General features: G+C 65.2%; 17 protein-coding genes. 12 read left to right on the forward strand and 5 right to left on the reverse strand.

The features are described 5' to 3' along the window. Positions 1-484 precede the first annotated feature (484 nt). On the reverse strand, positions 485-958 hold the full coding sequence (locus tag AC1DMG_RS12610; RefSeq protein ID WP_441601831.1) for a GNAT family N-acetyltransferase: 474 nt from the start codon (positions 956-958) through the stop codon (positions 485-487). A gap of 367 nt (positions 959-1,325) precedes the next feature. Here AC1DMG_RS12610 and AC1DMG_RS12615 point away from each other — a divergent pair, with 367 nt between their 5' ends. Next, positions 1,326-2,810, forward strand: coding sequence for a RimK family protein (locus tag AC1DMG_RS12615; RefSeq protein WP_441601832.1), 1,485 nt, complete (start codon positions 1,326-1,328; stop codon positions 2,808-2,810). Positions 2,811-3,081: 271 nt separating this feature from the next. Here the strand turns inward: AC1DMG_RS12615 and AC1DMG_RS12620 are convergent, their stop codons facing one another. After that, on the reverse strand, positions 3,082-3,339 hold the full coding sequence (locus tag AC1DMG_RS12620; protein ID WP_441601833.1) for a hypothetical protein: 258 nt from the start codon (positions 3,337-3,339) through the stop codon (positions 3,082-3,084). 155 nt (positions 3,340-3,494) lie between these two features. On the opposite strand from AC1DMG_RS12620, the gene aroE reads away from it, so the two are divergent. From aroE to AC1DMG_RS12650, 6 genes are all read left to right on the forward strand, one after another. Further along, positions 3,495-4,325, forward strand: a complete 831-nt coding sequence (gene aroE / locus AC1DMG_RS12625; RefSeq protein ID WP_477180580.1) for a shikimate dehydrogenase — start codon at positions 3,495-3,497, stop codon at positions 4,323-4,325. A gap of 10 nt (positions 4,326-4,335) precedes the next feature. Further along, the gene (locus tag AC1DMG_RS12630) at positions 4,336-4,623 is read left to right on the forward strand and encodes a YkgJ family cysteine cluster protein (RefSeq protein WP_441601835.1); all 288 of its coding nucleotides are present in this window, start codon (positions 4,336-4,338) and stop codon (positions 4,621-4,623) included. A 126-nt stretch (positions 4,624-4,749) separates the two neighbouring features. After that, the gene (locus tag AC1DMG_RS12635) at positions 4,750-6,516 is read left to right on the forward strand and encodes a peptide-N4-asparagine amidase (RefSeq protein ID WP_441601836.1); all 1,767 of its coding nucleotides are present in this window, start codon (positions 4,750-4,752) and stop codon (positions 6,514-6,516) included. A 152-nt stretch (positions 6,517-6,668) separates the two neighbouring features. Further along, on the forward strand, positions 6,669-7,736 hold the full coding sequence (locus AC1DMG_RS12640) for an energy transducer TonB (RefSeq protein ID WP_441601837.1): 1,068 nt from the start codon (positions 6,669-6,671) through the stop codon (positions 7,734-7,736). 57 nt (positions 7,737-7,793) lie between these two features. Beyond that, positions 7,794-8,084 (forward strand): hypothetical protein, encoded by a 291-nt coding sequence (locus AC1DMG_RS12645; RefSeq protein WP_441601838.1) that lies wholly within the window; start codon positions 7,794-7,796, stop codon positions 8,082-8,084. 145 nt (positions 8,085-8,229) lie between these two features. Beyond that, positions 8,230-8,778 (forward strand): hypothetical protein, encoded by a 549-nt coding sequence (locus AC1DMG_RS12650; protein ID WP_441601839.1) that lies wholly within the window; start codon positions 8,230-8,232, stop codon positions 8,776-8,778. A 6-nt stretch (positions 8,779-8,784) separates the two neighbouring features. Here AC1DMG_RS12650 and AC1DMG_RS12655 read toward each other — a convergent pair whose 3' ends face one another. From AC1DMG_RS12655 to AC1DMG_RS12665, 3 genes are all read right to left on the reverse strand, one after another. Beyond that, entirely contained in the window at positions 8,785-9,117 is a 333-nt protein-coding gene (locus AC1DMG_RS12655) for a low molecular weight protein tyrosine phosphatase family protein (RefSeq protein ID WP_441601840.1), read from the reverse strand. Further along, positions 9,114-9,650: a gamma carbonic anhydrase family protein gene (locus AC1DMG_RS12660; RefSeq protein WP_441601841.1), complete on the reverse strand. Its 537-nt coding sequence runs from the start codon at positions 9,648-9,650 to the stop codon at positions 9,114-9,116. Before AC1DMG_RS12660 ends, AC1DMG_RS12655 begins: the two co-directional genes overlap by 4 nt. Before the next feature lie 167 nt (positions 9,651-9,817). Beyond that, positions 9,818-11,533: a patatin-like phospholipase family protein gene (locus AC1DMG_RS12665; RefSeq protein WP_477180581.1), complete on the reverse strand. Its 1,716-nt coding sequence runs from the start codon at positions 11,531-11,533 to the stop codon at positions 9,818-9,820. A gap of 139 nt (positions 11,534-11,672) precedes the next feature. Here AC1DMG_RS12665 and AC1DMG_RS12670 point away from each other — a divergent pair, with 139 nt between their 5' ends. The 5 genes from AC1DMG_RS12670 (at position 11,673) to AC1DMG_RS12690 (ending at position 17,029) form a co-directional block, all read left to right on the forward strand. After that, positions 11,673-13,715, forward strand: coding sequence for a M3 family metallopeptidase (locus AC1DMG_RS12670; protein WP_441601843.1), 2,043 nt, complete (start codon positions 11,673-11,675; stop codon positions 13,713-13,715). Positions 13,716-13,774: 59 nt separating this feature from the next. Continuing rightward, entirely contained in the window at positions 13,775-14,554 is a 780-nt protein-coding gene (gene xth, locus AC1DMG_RS12675; protein WP_441601844.1) for an exodeoxyribonuclease III, read from the forward strand. A gap of 29 nt (positions 14,555-14,583) precedes the next feature. Beyond that, positions 14,584-15,261, forward strand: coding sequence for a YecA/YgfB family protein (locus tag AC1DMG_RS12680; protein WP_441601845.1), 678 nt, complete (start codon positions 14,584-14,586; stop codon positions 15,259-15,261). Positions 15,262-15,375: 114 nt separating this feature from the next. Continuing rightward, positions 15,376-16,209, forward strand: a complete 834-nt coding sequence (locus tag AC1DMG_RS12685) for a pirin family protein (protein ID WP_441601846.1) — start codon at positions 15,376-15,378, stop codon at positions 16,207-16,209. A gap of 361 nt (positions 16,210-16,570) precedes the next feature. Then, positions 16,571-17,029: an SPFH domain-containing protein gene (locus tag AC1DMG_RS12690; RefSeq protein WP_441601847.1), complete on the forward strand. Its 459-nt coding sequence runs from the start codon at positions 16,571-16,573 to the stop codon at positions 17,027-17,029. The last annotated feature ends 151 nt before the right edge of the window (positions 17,030-17,180 follow it).

The following is a 17,180-nucleotide window of genomic DNA, read 5'->3' on the forward strand; positions in this document are numbered from 1 at the left end:
GGCTTTAAGTCCTCAGCGATTCGGGCGCGTTGCGCAGCGCTTGGAAGTATCCCCTGTGTACCCTCGGAGGTCGTCCCACAACGACGCGCCTCGAGCGTTCGGGCTTATCCCAACACGATGCTGCCGGCGTTATCAGGCCATTTTCTTTGGGTTACTTTCGACGCGAAGCTAGTCCCGTGGGATCTTTTGGGCCAGCAAAAGAAAAGTGACTCGAGCGGCGGCAGCCGATCGAAACGCCCGCCGCGTAGGCGGCACGCTGGCCTCAAGGTGACAAGGAAACACCGAAGCTCTTGATGACCAGCCATTCGGCTGTTGAAGAACGTCTCCGGCCTAGCCCCCCTCTTGTGGGGTGCACTGGGACGAGCAACAGAAACCGCGCTCGCCAAAATGACGAGCTACCGCGGCCGCACCAGCATGACACCTGAGATGAAACGTAACGGCGAGCAACCCAGCTCGGCCGAAGGCAATGAACTCGAGCAAACCCTCAGTCCAACACCTTTTCATACCGCCAAGCGTCCGCCCCATCCCCGTAATAGCGCGCATAACGCCCAATGCGCTTGTAGCCGAGTCGCTCATACAACCGCAGCGCGTCTTCGTTGTCCGTGCGCACTTCCAGCCTCAACGCCTTGCGATGACGTCTCAGCGCAAGTTTTTCCGCCGCTTCGAGCAGCGCGGAGCCCACGCCTTTGCCTCGCGCTTCCGCCTTGGTGGCGATGGAATACAAGCGCGCTACCTGGGTCCCCTTGCGGAAGAACACCACGGCCGTGCCCAGAAAGTTGCGGTGGTTGGCGCTGGCCACCAGCACTTGCGCGCTTTCGCTGTCGAGGTGGCGGCGGTATTGGGTCCGGCTGAGGCGATCGGTGGCGAAGCTGCTCTCTTCCAGGGCAACCAGGTCATCCAGATCGGAGAGTTCAGCACGACGCACGCGTACGGCGGCGGTCGCGGGCATGGGGGTCATCAGGGGCGGTCCCGCGGGCGCGATGAAACAAGCCGGGCACTCTAGTCCCCACACTCCCCGGGGGCAACGATGACTTGTGGCGCAGGTCACAACCCGTTCAATCTCGGCACGCTGCCGGCGAAAGATGTGAGCGAAAAGTGCAGGCCTTGCCGTGTAGCGGTGAGCGACGTGGCTACCGGCGGGCGTGCCGCAGTGGCAAAGATGGGACCGGAGCGTGGAACGATGCGGGCAAATCTTGAACCGCCTATGAGCCGGCCTGGCACCCCGCCTTGTGCCGCGCGATCCATGTGCCAAACTGCGCCCCTTGCGCCGTGCCGCCTCGTTCCCCGCGTGACGACACTCCTCGGTTCCATCTGACAGAGGTGTCATGACTCGTCTCGTGCTTGTTGTCGAGAAGGCCTCCGACTGGAGTTCCTACTACCCGTCCGCGGACGTAGTCACGGCGATGGATTACCTGCGCGAACCCGTCGGTGTGGACGACGAGCGCACGCACGTCATCAACATGTGCCGCAGCTACAAATACCTGGGCACCGGGTACTACGTGTCGCTGCTGGCCGAGGCACGCGGGCATCGCGTGATGCCTTCCGTGCGCACGGTAAACGACCTGCGCCGCCGCTCGCTGTACGGCCTGGAGATCGAGGACCTGAGCGCCAAGCTCACCCACTTCCTGCCGGCTGGCGGACGCGACACCACCGACTTCGGGATCCTGGTCTACTTTGGGCAGACCGCCCACCCGGCGCTGCAGGATCTTGCGCGCCAGGTGTTCGAAATGTTCCCGTGCCCACTGCTGCGCATCGAGTTCGAGCGCGACCGCGTGTGGCAGATCAGCGCGATCAAGCCGGTGGGCCTGCACACGCTGGACGATGCCCAGGAAGATGCCTTTGCCGAAGAGCTCGACCGCTTCAGCAAAAAGCTGTGGCGCAAACCCAAGGCGCGCAGGCAGTTCCGCTACGACATCGCCATGCTGGTCGATCCGCACGAGGCAATGCCGCCGTCGAACAAGAAGGCGCTCAAGTCCTTCATCGCCGCCGGCAAGGAACTGGGCATCGAAGTCGATCCGATCGGCAAGAACGATTACCAGCGATTGGCCGAGTACGACGGCCTGTTCATCCGCGAAACCACTGCCAGCGACAACCACACCTACCGCTTCGCCCATCGTGCGGAGAAAGAAAGCATGGTGGTGATGGACGATCCCACCTCGATCCTGCGCTGCACGAACAAAATTTTTCTCAACGACTTGATGGTGTCGCGCAAGCTCGCGGTGCCACGCACTGAAATTCTCTACCGCGACGACGCCAAGGGCCTCAAAGAGCTCTCGGAAAAACTCGGCTATCCGTTGGTGCTTAAAATCCCCGACGGTTCGTTCTCGCGTGGCGTGGTCAAGGTGGAAAACGAGTCCGCGCTCAACAAGGCCAGTGCCGAACTGTTCCAGCACAGTGCGCTGCTGCTGGCGCAGGAGTTTGTCTTCACGGAGTTCGACTGGCGTATCGGCGTACTCAACAACGAGGCGTTGTACGCCTGCAAATACTTCATGTCGCGCGGGCACTGGCAGATCTACAACCACGGCGCCAAGGGCGCATCGAAGACGGGCGACTCGGAAACCATCCCGATCGAGCACGCGCCGGCCGACGTGGTGAAGCTGGCGCTCAAGGCCACCCAGGCGGTGGGCGATGGCTTGTATGGCGTCGACATCAAGCGCGTGGGCAACAAGCCGGTGGTGATCGAGGTGAATGACAACCCGTCGATCGATCACGGCGTGGAAGACGAGCATCTGGGCGAGGCGCTTTATCGCCGCATCATGCAGGAGTTTCTGCGGCGCATGGAACGCAAGCGCGCCGGCGAGACTGACTGAGCACAATGACAACTGTGGGAGCGCACCCTGTGCGCGACTGCGGCGTGGCGATGTGCCGCTCCGTAGGTTTGTCGCGCACAGGGTGCGCTCCCACAGAAAGCTGCAACAGCAGTGGGGTGATACCGGCAGCCCGTCCCTGAGCTGCCGTCACGCGGGCGCGATCCGTCGCGCCGCTCCAGCGAGGTGCCCAGCCATCCCAGGCCGTCGCACGGAGCCCCACGCCACGGCCTTCCTGCCGCGGCATCCACTGCCAAGTGAATTCGTTGTCGCGTCAGTTCCAGATCAGCGCCGACGCCGGGCGGCGGCGCGAGCGAAACCGCAGGCCAAGCAGCTGGCGGGGCAGCGACGGCTCCAGCGCCAGCAGGACCACCAGTGGTGCGCCAATCAGCCAGAACGCAGGCGTCCAGCCCCACGCATCGGTATGCAGCGGGACCAGCGTGGTCAGCAGCAAGGCCGCGCCAGCCAGCAGCCATAGCAGGGCGGCACCAAGCAGGCGTTCGTGATGGGCTGTGCGATTGGTCGGGCGCATGGTCGTGTTCCGTGATCGGTATGGGGCAAAGCCTGCGCGGAGCCGATCTCAAAACCTGCGATGCCCCACCGGACAAGGCCTGCGGCGGGTAAAATGGACGTCCCGGTCCGACCGGGAGCCGCCATTGGCGGCATCGACTTTCATCAGGAGCGCGCATGAGTGCAGGACAGTTCGCGGTGTTTGGCCACCCCATCAGCCATTCGCTGTCGCCGCAGATTCACCAGTCGTTCGCGCRCCAGTTCGGCATTGACCTGGAATACCGCACCATCGACGCCGCGCCGGCAGACTTTGAAGCGACGATGCGCTCGTTCTTCGCCAACGGCGGCCGCGGCGCCAACGTGACCTTGCCGCACAAGACGGCCGCTTACGCGATGGCCCATGAGCGCAGCGTCGCGGCCACGCGCGCCGGCACAGCCAACGTGCTCACGCCGCTGCCCGATGGCCGCATCGCCGCCCACAACACCGACGGCGACGGCATGGTGCGCGACATCGCCGAACGGCACAGCGTGGATCTGCGCGGCCACACCGCCCTGTTGCTCGGCGCCGGCGGCGCGGCGCATGGCGTGGCGTGGGCGCTGCTCGATGCCGGCGTGCACACCCTGACCATCGTCAACCGCACGCCGGACACGGCCGATGCGCTGGCCGATGCCATCGGCGATCCGGCGCGTGCACACACGCGCTACTGGGAGGATCTCGCCGGCCTCGGCGCGTTCGACCTGATCATCAACTCGACCTCGGCCGGCGTGCTGGGCAAGTCGCTGGATCTGCCGTTCGCCATCGTCGGCAATCGCGCGCTCTGCTATGACCTTTCCTATGGCGTAGCCGCCACCAGCTTTCTCGCCTGGGCACGCACCGCCGGCGCGCGCTACGCGTTCGATGGCCTGGGCATGCTGATCGAAACCGCTGCCGATACCTTCGAGCTTTGGCATGGCCAGCGTCCCGATACCGACCCGGTCTACGCCGAACTGCGCAAGCAGTACGGGTGAGCGAGTGATCATGCAGCGCCCGGCATCCGCGGCGAACGCGCCCACCTGCCGGGTCGGCTGCGGCGCCTGCTGTATCGCGCCGTCGATTTCTTCGCCGATTCCCGGCATGCCCAACGGCAAGCCCGCCGGCGTGCGTTGCGCGCAACTGAACGACGACAACCGCTGCGCCATCTTCGGTCGGCCAGAGCGCCCCGCAGTGTGTTCGGGCCTGCGGCCAGAAGCGTCGATGTGCGGCGCTTCGCGCGACCACGCGTTGGCTTATCTGGCCGCGCTTGAGGCTGCGACGCGCGTCAACTGACGCCGTCTTCATCTCGCTGAAGCGGCGCAAGAACTTACATGCGCAGACTGTGGACGCCTAGACGTCTGGGGTGGCTGGACCGTGCTAGTTTGCGCGACTCAGGGGGCACATCACGGGGAGAACGTCATGGTGCCTGAGGGACTGGTCCGCCTTGGGGCGGCTGCTGCGCTGGCGGCAACGCTGGCGCTGGGATTCACCGCGCAAGCCGCCGCCGATCCGGTGGTGGGTTCAAGCAATGTGGCCACCGCCGATCCGACCGTGCCACGGCCGCCAGGCCAGCCCTGTGTGGTGACGCTGTTCAGCAATGTCGCCTTCGATGATTTCAACGCCCGCCCCTATAGCTATGCGCCGCCGACCTCGTGCCCCGGCGCATGGTCGAAGGTAGTGCTGGAGGCGGACTTCTCGGTCACCGCCGGCCGCCAGTACGACCGCACCGCAACGCTCTGGCTGGGCGGCGTGAACCTCTACTTCGGCACCACCCAGGAACCGTCGGCCACGGTGTCGCCCGCATGGCATGTGGAGCGCGACCTCACCGACTACGCCGCCCTGCTGCGCAACGCGGGACAAGGGCAGGCCATCATCGGCAACCTGGTGAACGACACTTACACCGGCGTGATCCATGGCACGGCGCGCCTGCTGTTCTATCCGGCGTCGGTACGCGCCCGCGCGGCGGAGGTGCCCGACGCGGTGTATCCGCTGGGCAGCGATCCGGTGGGCAGCACGGCGACGCTCAACACCTCGACCGACAAGCTGGCGCGCACGCTGACTTTGCCGACCAATGTCGAGCGCGCGTATCTGGACGTGTTCACCCAGAGCCAGAGCGGCGACGAGTTCTGGTACACCTGCGTGCCCGACGCGTATGCCTCGGAAACCAACGAATGCGGCGGCGGCAATTTCCGCGAGGCACAGATCAGCATCGACGGCCAGGCGGCCGGCGTGGCGCCGGTCTATCCGTGGGTCTATACCGGTGGCATCGATCCTTACCTCTGGCGCCCCACGCCGGGCGTGCAGACGTTGAACTTCCTGCCTTATCGCGTCGACCTCACGCCGTTCGCCGGCCAGCTGAGCGACGGCAAGCCGCATGAAGTGGCCGTGCAGGTGGCTGGCGCCAACAGCTACTTTGCCGCAACGGCGACACTGCTGGTGTATCGCGATGCGCACGCCAAACAAGTGACCGGCAAGATCACCCGCAACACGCTGGTCGGCCAGCCGGCGACGCCGACGATCGCAAGCACGCTCGCCACTGCGAGCAATGGCGACCTCAGCGGCAGCATCACCACCAAGCTCGACCGCCACTTTGTGATCGAAGGCTATGCGAACACCTCGCACGGACGCGTCACCAGCACGGTGACGCAGAACACCGGCTTCGACGACACGCAAACCTTCGCCATCAACAGCACGGTCTATCGCCAGCAGACCGCGCAGCGCACCTGGTCCGACAGCAGCAGCCAGAGCCGCCTGGGCAACTTCCTGACGGCGGAGCGACAGGCGCATTTCAACTATCCCTTCTCGCTCGACTACAACCAGCAGCTGGCGAGCGATGGCAGCACCAGCGCGGCCTCGACCGTGCACCAGGGCTATCGCCAGCGCGATGAGCTGCGCCTGCTCGGCCTCACCCTCTATGGCGCCGATGTCGACAATACGGTGGATACCCAGGACACCCTGGTGTTCGATGCCGGCGGCAACCTGAGCAGCCATAGCGGTCAACAGAGTTCGCAGTCGTTCGCCTTCCACGACACGCTGGGCAGCTGCTACCGTGCATCGCTCACCACCCAGGCTGGCGTCGTGGCGAGCACCAACGCGGGCAAGGGCTGCCCCGATGGCAGCAACCGCGTATCGTGGTTTGCCCATCCGGATGGTTCGCCGGACAGCAGCCTGCTGCCGGGGCATTGATGAAGGACGGCGCAGTTCATACGGTCTGACCGACACGGCCAAGGTGTGAACTGCGTCACGTCCGCTGATGCGGGGCAACATCACCGCAACATGACGCCTCTAAGCTTGCGCGCCCAGCTGGCGCGCCGGCTTCCTTCATCCATGTGTGGCCCATGTCCCCCGCTTCGTCGAGTCGTCGTGCCCAAGGTGTAGCCCGCTACAGCCTGTTGATCCTCATCGTGCTCATCGCGGCGGCAGGAGGCGTCATCTATTGGCAGATCAAGCACGGCGACGACGCTGATCAGCCATCGCCGCAGCAGGTGGTGGCCGCCGCCGGCCCGGTGATCCGCGCAGGCATCGGCACGGATGAGTTGCTGCAGCACGCACGCGATGCCATCGCGGCCCAGCGCTTGCTGGCGCCCGCCGGAAGCAATGCTTTCGAGCTTTATCTGGCCGTGCTCAAGCGCGAACCGGGTAATCGCGTGGCGCAGGATGCGTTGCGGGAAATCTTTCCGTTTGCCGCGCATGCGGCCGAACAGACCATCGATGCAGGCGACGATGCCGAGGCCCAGCGGCAGATCGAACTGCTGGCGCGCGCCGATCCGCGGAACTACACGCTCACTCTGTTGCAGGCCAAGTTGCAGGCGCAACGCACGGCGGCTGCGCAGCAGGCGGCCCAGCAAGCTCAGCTGGCCCAGCAATCCAATCGCCGCGAGCCGTCGCCGGCCGCCACTATCAAGACACCGACGGCAGCTCCTCTGGCGCCGAGCGTCACTGCCGCACCTGCGCCCGCGCCGACCACCGCGCCGCCATCGGTGGCGCCGGCCAAACCCGGCAATGCGATGACACCCGGCGAACGGGCGATTGCACAGTTGAATGTCGAATCGACCACGGTGGAGGCTGCGCCGAAGTCAGCCATGCGCGCCCGCGCGCCGGCACCCGTACCCGCTGCCGCGGTGGCCGATGCAAACGGCACCAGCGCGCCCGTGCTTACCCATCGCGTGGAACCGGCTTATCCGCCGGATGCCAAGCGCACGCGTCGCCAGGGTTGGGTCGATGTCACCTTCACCGTGGAACCGGATGGCTCGGTGATCGGCGCCACCGTGGCCGATGCCGATCCCAAGTACGTGTTCGACCGCGCGGCACTCGGTGCGGTGTCGCGCTGGCAGTTCACACCGGGGACCCAGGACGGCAAACCGGTGGCGTTGCAGATGCGTCAGCGCATCGAGTTCCGTCTGTAATGCGAGTACGCAGGGACGAGAGCGCATAATCGGCACGGCCCCTCACGGAGTGTCGTCATGCCGCGTCTGATCGCCCCTGCCGTTCTTGCGCTCGCGCTGGTCCTGGGCGCGTGCCAGGCTTCGACGCCTGCCATGCCTGCGCCCGTGCATGGTTATGTCACCGACATGAAGGCATTCGATGCTTTCATCGCCACCCATCCCACGCCGCAGCAGTTTCGCGCGGCGTATCCGGATGTGCAGCTGGTACTGCCAGGCACCATCACCACCTTGGAATACCGCAGCAACTACAGCCGCTACTACGCCGAGCTGGACAAGGATGGCCGCATCACCGGCGGTCATTTCAGCTAGGCGCTTGGCCGTGCGGACGTCCATACGCGTGGTGAGTCTGGTGAGTCACATCGCTGACATGATGTATCGATAATGTGACACAGTTCCGCCGGGACGCCTGAAGGCAGGCGCGCCTGTGCGCGGGTTTCATCGATGCAACGGTGCCATGTCTCGTCTCGCTACCCTCGCGCCACGCCAGCGCGTGATCGTCGCCATATCCTTGATCGCGCTTGCCGTTGTGGGCGGCGGTATCTATCTGTGGCCGAAAGCCGGCTCGGCTTCAGGCGCCAACACGGCCGCCGCCACTGACGGTTCGGCTTCGGGCAAGGACGATAGCGGCGTGGGCATCCTGCTCGACCTGGCCAAGACGGCCGTCAGCGAGAAGCGTCTGGTCGCGCCTGCCGGCAGCAACGCCTATGAGTTCTACCTCAGCGTGCTGCAGCTCGATCCGCAAAACAAAGTGGCGCTCGACGAGCTGCACGAGGCTTTCCCGACCGCATCGGCTGACGTGGAACGCGCCATCAACAACAACAACCTCGACGACGCCCAGCGCGAACTCTCGCTGCTGCGCGAGTTCGACAGCACCAACTACATCCTTTCGCTGTTGGGCGGCAAACTCGACGCCCAGCGCCAGATCCAGATCCGCCAGGACGAAGCGCGCGCTGCAGCGATGCAGGCGCAGCAGCAGTCGGCTAGCAATGGGTCGATGTTGTAAATCGCCTCATCGCAACAACGGCCCCGCCTTTTGAAGCAGCAGCTCGACCAGTTCGGGCTGCATGAAGTCGTAGCGATCGGGGATATCCAGGCACACCACTCGCTTGCCACGCAGATGCGCCGCGTGACGCGATTGCAGCCTGCGGCGGTGCGATTGCTCCATCACCACGATGAGTTCTGCCCATTGGAGTTGATCGGCAGAGAGCGGCGTTTCCGCATCGCTCGCGAGCCCCGCCGAATCGACTTCCAGATCCGGCCAAGCGCCAAACACCGCAGCCGCAGTCGGACTACGCAGCCGATGCCGGCTGCACAGGAACAGCACGCGACGCGACGCCGTCATTGCGCGGCCAGGTAATCGTCTTTCATGCGCACATAGTGATCCGCCGAGTAGTGCAGCTGCTCGATCTGCTGATCACTGAGCACGCGCACTTTACGGGCCGGATTGCCCACCCACAGCTCACCCTCACCCACCACCTTGCCCGGCGGAATCACCGTGCCCGCTCCCACGAAGCCGTGCTTCTTCACCACCGCGCCGTCTAGCACCGTGGCGTGCATGCCGATCAGGCAGTAGTCCTCGATGGTGCAGGCATGAATGACCGCGCCATGGCCAATGGTGACGCCTTCGCCGATGATCGTGGGCACGCCGCCAGGCGAGTACGGGCCGTCGTGGGTGACGTGCACCACCGCGCCATCCTGCACGTTGGTGCGCGCGCCGATGCGGATGAAGTTAACGTCGCCGCGCAATACGGCGCCGGGCCAGATCGACACGTCATCGAATAATTCGACCGCGCCAATGATCGTGGAAGCGGGGTCGACGTAAACGCGCTGATGCAGGGTGGGCCAGATGCCCTTGTATTTGCGTAGAGGATCCATCGTTCTATGGTACCGCGCAGTGCCCTGTGGGAGCGCACCCTGTGCGCGACTGGGCGCAGCGGTGCGCGGCCAACATGCCTACCTGCTCGTCGCCAGCAGTGACCCTGAGGTAAGTCTTGTCGCGCACAGGGTGCGCTCCCACAAGGTGTTCTCCCAGCAGGTGTGCGCTACGACTGCTCTTCCAGCATCTTCCTTGTGTACTGATACCCCGCCTCCATCGCCCGCTCCCAATCTTTCCAGTCGAGCATGCCGATGTGTTCCAGCGGCGGCGTCAGCAGCAGGTCGGCGCGGTCGCGGCGGTGCTCGCTGGGGCCTTCGCTGTTGACCATGGCCGCGCGCACCAGGGTGGAAACCAGGCCCGGACGCTGGATTTCCTGCCGGCCCAGCAACAGCTGCCACCACGGCGGCGTGGCAAATTCCTCGGCCGTGGTGAGCAGGGAGATTTCCGCGCGGATATCGATCGCGGTGATGTGGGACAGGCCGTCCTCCGCCATCACGTCGGTGGGCAGGTTGTCGACCAGGGCGCCGTCCACGTACACACGGCCCTGTTGCAACACCGGCGGCAGCACACCGGGAATCGCGCTGGACGCGCGCAGCCAGAGCCACAGCGGCCCTTCGCGATGGACCGTCATGCCTCCGCCGGAAAGGCAGGTGGACACGCAGAAAAACGGCAGCGCCAGGTCTTCGATATCGAGTGCGCCGAAAGCGCGGCGCAGCATCAGGGCGGCGCGGCGACCGCGCGTGAGCGCCACGATGGGCACGGTCCAATCGGACAGTGGACGTCCTTGCACGAACGCACGGCGCAAAGTCTCGATGGTCGCGTCCAGTTCCCAGCCGGCGGCTACGCTGGCGCCGATGATCGCGCCGATACTGGTACCGCCCACGGCATCGAACGTATGTCCCGCTTCGTACAGTGCCCGCAGCGCGCCTAGGTGCGCCACCCCGCGCGCGMCGCCACCGGCTAGCACCAGCCCCCGCGCGTTGCCGCTGATCACGCGCGCCAGTCGCGCCAGGTCGGCGCCACCGCCGACATGGTGATGCTGGATGTCGCCGCTGAACTCCGCGCGCCAGCGTTGCGCCGCACCCAGCGCCGGCTGGCGGCCCGGATGCAGCAAAATCAGGTGCCGTGGACGATGCCCAGTCCGCGACGGGTCCATCGGCGCGGCCTCCGGCCACGGACGCGCGGGCTGCGCAGCCAGGGTGGGTAGCAGCAGCACGTCGGCCTGACGCAGGCAGCGCTGGCGCCACAAAGGATCCCCGACACTATCCAGATAGATCACGAAACGAGCCTGCGCTTCGCGCTCGGCAAACCAGTCGCTGCCGCGTCCGGCGCCGTGTTCGGCGTCGATCACCACGCAGCTGCCCCAGCGTTCCAGTTCCATCGCCAGCTGCATGGCCAGCGAGCGGGCAGGGACCTCGGCACTCGCCGGCAACAAGGCAAAGGTGCGTGCATTGCCGGGGCTTTCGTCGCCACGCATCCGTTCCTGCAGTCGGCCGATGGCCACCCGCGCCACACCCAGCATGGCCTGCGGATGGCGTTGGATCAGCGCCTCGTAGGCGGCAAGGTCCAGGCGCAGCAGCTCGCTGTCGCGCAGCGCCCTCGCCGTATGGTGCCGCCCCTCGCCGGTGATCAGCGCGATCTCTCCAATGCTGTCGCCCGCTGCCACCAGGCGTACCCGTTCGGTGGGCCCGTCAAACACGCCCAGGCTGCCACGCACGACGAAATAGAGCGCGTCGGCCGGATCGCCCTGTTTGAACAAGGTGCGACCGCCCGGCAGGGAAAACCATTGGAGTTCAGGGAGCAGCGCAGCCAGCGCCTCCTCCCCCAGGTGCCCGAACACATCGCTTCGACGCAGGAGGGCGGAAAAATCGGGCTTGGACATGGCGCGGCATGGTACGGGCCCGGATGTGACAAATCGTGACGATGGGGAACGGCGGCGGCTTGATTTCGCCCACCCGGGTCGCCACGCTGACGGCAGTCCGCAGACCCGCCATCGGCAGGCCGGGCGTTCAGGAGACACCATGGAAAACACCAATCCGCTGCTGGCCGACGACGCACTGCCGGCGTTTTCGCAGATCCGCCCCGAGCATGTCACGCCTGCCATCGATACCTTGCTGGCCGAATACCGCGCCGGCATCGAAGCGCTGACCGGCGCCAACGCGCCGCACGATTTCGACAGCGTCATGCTCACCCAGGAGCGACTGGAGCAGCGCCTGGCGCGCGCCTGGGCGCCGGTGGGCCACCTGCATTCCGTGGCGGACAGCGAAGCATTGCGCGAAGTGTATGGACCGGCAGAGGAAAGGCTCACCGACCACGCCATCGAAGTGGGCCAGAACCGTGAGCTCTACCAGGCGGTGCAGGCACTGGCCGATGCGCCGGACTTCCCCCGCCTGTCGCGCCCGCAACGCGCGCTGGTGGAACATGCGCTGCGCGATTTCCGTCTGTCCGGCGTGGCGCTGGAAGAACCCGCACGCTCCCGCTATCGCGAGATCGGCGTCGAGCTGAGTCGCCTCTCCACTGAATTCTCCAACGCCGTGCTCGACGCCACCGATGCCTGGCACGAACACATCACCGACGAACGCGACTTGGCCGGCATCCCCGACTCCGGCCGCGCCGTGCTGCGCCAGTACGCCAAGGAGCAGAACCTCGACGGCTATCTGGTCACGCTCAAGCAGCCCAGTGTCCAGGCCGTGCTCACCTACGCGGACAACCGCGGCCTGCGCGAACGCGTGTACTGGGCCTACCAGACGCGTGCGTCCGACCAGGGCCCGCAGGCCGGCAAGTTCGACAACAGCGGCCGCATCGATCGCATCATGGCGCTGCGCTATGAAGCGGCGCAGCTGCTCGGCTTCGCCAATGCCGCCGAGGAATCACTCGCCACCAAGATGGCCGCTTCGCCCACCGAGGTGATGGAGTTCCTGCGTGACCTCGCCAACCGCGCCAAGCCGGTCGCGCGCAACGAACTCAACGGCCTGCGCGAGTTCGCCACCAACGAACTGAAGCTCGACAACCTCGAATCCTGGGACGTCGGCTACGCCTCGGAGAAACTGCGCCAGCAGCAGTACGACCTCGACGAAGAGCAGCTCAAGCCCTACTTCCCGCTGCCTTCCGTGATCGAAGGCCTGTTCGGCCTCACCCAGCGTTTGTATGGGATCACGCTGAGCGTTCGCGAAGATGTCGATGTGTGGCATCCGGACGTGCGCTACTACGACGTGCGCGATGCCGATGGCCGGGTGTTTGCCGGTGCCTACGTCGATCTCTACGCTCGCACCGGCAAACGCGGCGGCGCGTGGATGGACGTCTGCCGCGCGCGCTTCCGCGACGGTGACAATGAGCAGCTGCCGGTGGCCTTCCTCACCTGCAATTTCGCGCCCCCCACCGAAGGCCGCCCTGCGCTGCTCACGCATGACGATGTGCTCACCCTGTTCCACGAATTCGGCCACGGCCTGCATCACCTGCTGACCGAAATCGCGCTGCCGTCCATCGGCGGCATCGACGGCGTCGAATGGGATGCGGTGGAACTGCCCAGCCAGTTCATGGAGAACTTCGGCTGGAACCGCGAAGCGCTCGATCTGTTCGCGCGCCACTACGAAACCGGCGAACGCCTGCCGGACGAATTGTTCCAGCGCATGCTGGCGGCTCGCCACTTCCACGCCGGCCTGTTCCTGGTGCGCCAGCTCGAGTTCGCCATGTTCGATTTCCGCCTGCACCTGGAATACAACCCGAACCAGGGCGCACGCACGCTGGAAGTGCTGGAAGAGGTGCGTCACGACGTGGCCGTACTGCATCCGCCGGCCTGGCAGCGTTTCCCGCATGCCTTCTCGCACATCTTTGCGGGCGGCTACGCCGCCGGTTACTACAGTTACCTGTGGGCCGAGCTGCTCAGCGCCGATGCCTTCGGTGAGTTCGAGGAACACGGCGTCATCGACCGCGCCACCGGCGACCGCTTCCGCCAGGAGATACTCGCGGTGGGCGCCAGCCGCCCGGCGATCGAGAGTTTCATCGCATTTCGCGGCCGTGCACCCGAGCCCGAGGCGTTGTTGAAGAGTCACGGTCTGGCTTGATGCATGCCGCCGCCCGCGAGGGCGGCGGCGTCTCTCCAGTCATCGCTTACAATGCCCCCATGAAAATCGCCTCATGGAACGTGAACTCGCTGAAGGTGCGCATTCCGCACCTCACGCAGTGGCTGGCCGATGCGCAACCGGATGTGGTCGCGCTGCAGGAAACCAAACTGGAGGACCACAAGTTCCCGGTGGATGAATTGGCCGCGGCCGGTTACCGCGCGGTGTTTTCCGGCCAGAAGACTTACAACGGCGTGGCCTTGTTGGCGAAGGCCGACCTCAAGGGCGACTTTGAGGACGTGGTCACCGATATCCCGAACCTCGACGACCCGCAGCGGCGCATTCTTGCGGCCACCATCGGCGGCGTGCGCGTGGTGGATCTGTACGTGGTCAACGGCAAGGCCGTGGGCGATGAAAAATACGCCTACAAGCTCGACTGGCTGGCCAAGATGCGCGAGTTCCTGGCGCGGGAAATCGAACGTCACCCGAACCTGGTGGTGCTGGGCGATTTCAATATCGCGCCGGACGATCGCGACGTGTACGACCCGGTCGCCTGGGGCGAAGACATCCTGTGTTCGCCGCCCGAGCGCGAGGCGCTCAAGCGCATCACCGAACTGGGCCTGCACGACAGCTTCCGCTTGTTCGAGCCGGCCGGTGAACACTTCAGTTGGTGGGACTACCGTCAGGCAGCCTTCCGGCGCAACATGGGCCTGCGCATCGACCTGATCCTGATCGGCGACGCCCTCAAATCCGCGGCAAAAACGGCCACCATCGACCGCACGCCGCGAACCTGGGAACGCCCCTCCGATCACACGCCGGTAACGGTTGAGCTGGATATCTGAAGTAACACAGCATCACAAACAGGCAACGGATGAATACACCCAAGACCGAGTGGCCCAGTTCGCTAGGCGACGACGAACTCGACGAGCTGGACCAATACCTGCGCGGCCATGTCGGCGAGGACGACCTGCTGCTCGATGGCGTGCATGGCCTGCTCTCCGCGCTGGCGGTGGGCCCGACGCTGGTATTGCCCGAAGAGTGGCTGCCCGAAGTACTGCACGAACCCTTCACCGACGAAAACGAAGGCAATCGCGTGCTGGCGCTGCTGGCCAAGCTCAACGATTCGATCACCGCCGAACTCGAGGTCGAAGCCTATGAGCCCATCCTCGGTGAAGTGGATACCGAAACCGGCCCGGTGCTTTCCGCTGCCGGCTGGTGCGAGGGTTTCAGCCGCGGCATCGACCTGCGCGCGGGGCTATGGGAAAAGCGCCTGGCGGACGATCCGCAGCTGATGGAAATGCTCGGTCCGGTGATGGCGCTGGCGGTGGACGAGGGCATCCTCAACGCCGACGCGGAATTCGAAAAGCTCAGCGACGATGAATACGACGAGTGCCTGTCGCAGGTGCCCGCCGTGCTCGGTGCGGTGAATCATTACTGGAACGAGCATCCGGTGAGCGAGGCGGAAGTCGAAGCCGCCGTGCGCCCGGTCGAGGAAAAGGAACCGTCGTCGGTGCCGCCGCGTCAGCGCAGCGGGCATTGGGTGCATTGAGCGAGGGGCTGGCCCCTCGCCGCTCTCGAAGGAAACAATCCGTTCCACCCACGCGTCTTGGGCTTGAGCCGCCGCAGCGCCATCATGTTGGCAGTCCACTTTCTGGAGACAGCCATGACTGAGCGCAGCATTGTTCGCCGCATCCGCGGCATCGACACCTCCGACGGCGCGGGTGTGAAGCTCAAGCGCGTCATCGGCCAGCCCGGCCTGGACATGCTCGACCCGTTCCTGTTGCTGGACGAGTTTCGTTCCGACCAGGCGGGCGATTACATCGCCGGTTTTCCCGAGCATCCGCATCGCGGCTTTGAAACCGTGACCTATATGCTCGCCGGGCACATGAAGCACCACGACAACCACGGCAACAGCGGCGATCTGGTGCCGGGCAGCGTGCAGTGGATGACCGCCGGCCGCGGCATCCTGCATTCGGAAATGCCCGAGCAGGAAGATGGCCTGATGTGGGGTTTCCAGCTGTGGGTGAACCTGCCCGCGAAGGACAAGCTGATCGCGCCGCGCTACCAGGACATCGGACCGGAGCGCATCCCGGTCGCGCGCCCGGCGGAAGGCGTCGAAGTGAAAGTGATCGCCGGTGAGTTTGGCGGCGTGACCGGCCCGGTGGCGGAAATCGTTACGCAGCCGATCTATCTGGATATCGCCGTGCAGCCCGGTGCGTCGGTGACCATACCGCTGCCCGAAGGCCACGCCGGCTTTGCCTATGTGTTCGATGGCAAGGACGCCGACGTTGCMGGCCAGCCACTCGCCCGCAGCGAATTGGCAGTGTTGTCGCGCGATGGCGAACTGCGCATCGCCGGTCGCGATACGGCGGCACGCGTCCTGCTGGTGGCGGGCCATCCGCTCAATGAAGCGGTGACCCGCTACGGGCCGTTCGTGATGAATACGCCCGAGGAAATCCATCAGGCCATCGCCGACTTTCGCGCCGGGAAGTTCTGACGAGCTGGCGTTTCCCAAAGACCTCGCCCAACAGCCACCCCGGTACGCCGGGGTGGCTTTTTTTCTGGGCGCAAGCGGCGAGCGAGCCGGCGTCCCATAGCCGACCCTAAAGCCCGCGTGTCGGCCGCCGTTAACGATTTGTAAGGGAAATCCTGACCTCGCTCAGCCGGTTGGCAAGATCAATGCATGTCCACGGTGCCTGCCAGCAAGTTCTCAAAATCAGCAACTTAGCTCGAAAGTTGGGTTGTAAGCGGGCGCAGGAATGTCGTTAAATAAGGATTAATCTAAACGGGTGCAAGTAGCTGTACTATCAACTTACAGTTCTTGCGAAGAAAACACACATAACTCGCTGTATTTTATTATGAATGCCCTGATTACACTCGTTGTCCTGGCCTTGATCGCGACTTTCGTCGCCGCGATCAAGCGCGTGCCGGCCGACCAGGTGCATAGCCTCTACCGACGAGGCAAGCCGTACCGCCTGCTGCAGCCAGGTACCCATATGTCACTCCCGCTGATCGACCGCGTGGAGCACCGCATCGACCTCAGCGGCCAGGTGCTGCGTTTCGAAGAGCTGCTGGCCGACGCCCACGACGTGCGTGGCACGGTGTACTGGCAGGTGCTGGAGCCGGAACGGGCCGACGCAGTGATCGATCATGCCGACCAGCTGATCCGTGGCGGCGCCCTGGCGGCGCTGCGCGACGAGCCGGAGGCGTTCAGCGCCGATCGCCGCGACCTGGGCTCGCGCCTCAAGCAGAGCATGAACGGCGCCCTGCGCGAGCGCGGCATGATGGTCACGCGGGTGGAGCTGGAATTCGCCTGATCCGGTGTGCTGCCGGACAGGCCTGGCGAAGGTGGCCTCAGAGCACCCGCCACAGGGGAGACCCTTGAAGCCCGCTACGGCGGGCTTTTCTTTGTCCTTCGTTTCCCCTCCTGTGGGAGCGCACCCTGTGCGCGACAAGCCACGCTTGGGT

The sequence above is a fragment of the Dyella sp. 01N36 genome, from assembly GCF_056399745.1.

What these genes read in the sequence shown, in the direction of transcription:
- AC1DMG_RS12640 (WP_441601837.1), top strand. Translation starts at nt 6,669, where the DNA reads ATGTCCCCCGCTTCGTCGAGTCGTCGTGCCCAAGGTGTAGCCCGCTAC.
- AC1DMG_RS12655 (WP_441601840.1), bottom strand. Translation starts at nt 9,117, where the DNA reads ATGACGGCGTCGCGTCGCGTGCTGTTCCTGTGCAGCCGGCATCGGCTG.
- AC1DMG_RS12635 (WP_441601836.1), top strand. Translation starts at nt 4,750, where the DNA reads ATGGTGCCTGAGGGACTGGTCCGCCTTGGGGCGGCTGCTGCGCTGGCG.
- xth (WP_441601844.1), top strand. Translation starts at nt 13,775, where the DNA reads ATGAAAATCGCCTCATGGAACGTGAACTCGCTGAAGGTGCGCATTCCG.
- AC1DMG_RS12670 (WP_441601843.1), top strand. Translation starts at nt 11,673, where the DNA reads ATGGAAAACACCAATCCGCTGCTGGCCGACGACGCACTGCCGGCGTTT.
- AC1DMG_RS12620 (WP_441601833.1), bottom strand. Translation starts at nt 3,339, where the DNA reads ATGCGCCCGACCAATCGCACAGCCCATCACGAACGCCTGCTTGGTGCC.
- AC1DMG_RS12650 (WP_441601839.1), top strand. Translation starts at nt 8,230, where the DNA reads ATGTCTCGTCTCGCTACCCTCGCGCCACGCCAGCGCGTGATCGTCGCC.
- AC1DMG_RS12660 (WP_441601841.1), bottom strand. Translation starts at nt 9,650, where the DNA reads ATGGATCCTCTACGCAAATACAAGGGCATCTGGCCCACCCTGCATCAG.
- AC1DMG_RS12690 (WP_441601847.1), top strand. Translation starts at nt 16,571, where the DNA reads ATGAATGCCCTGATTACACTCGTTGTCCTGGCCTTGATCGCGACTTTC.
- AC1DMG_RS12610 (WP_441601831.1), bottom strand. Translation starts at nt 958, where the DNA reads ATGACCCCCATGCCCGCGACCGCCGCCGTACGCGTGCGTCGTGCTGAA.
- AC1DMG_RS12615 (WP_441601832.1), top strand. Translation starts at nt 1,326, where the DNA reads ATGACTCGTCTCGTGCTTGTTGTCGAGAAGGCCTCCGACTGGAGTTCC.
- AC1DMG_RS12645 (WP_441601838.1), top strand. Translation starts at nt 7,794, where the DNA reads ATGCCGCGTCTGATCGCCCCTGCCGTTCTTGCGCTCGCGCTGGTCCTG.
- AC1DMG_RS12680 (WP_441601845.1), top strand. Translation starts at nt 14,584, where the DNA reads ATGAATACACCCAAGACCGAGTGGCCCAGTTCGCTAGGCGACGACGAA.
- AC1DMG_RS12630 (WP_441601835.1), top strand. Translation starts at nt 4,336, where the DNA reads ATGCAGCGCCCGGCATCCGCGGCGAACGCGCCCACCTGCCGGGTCGGC.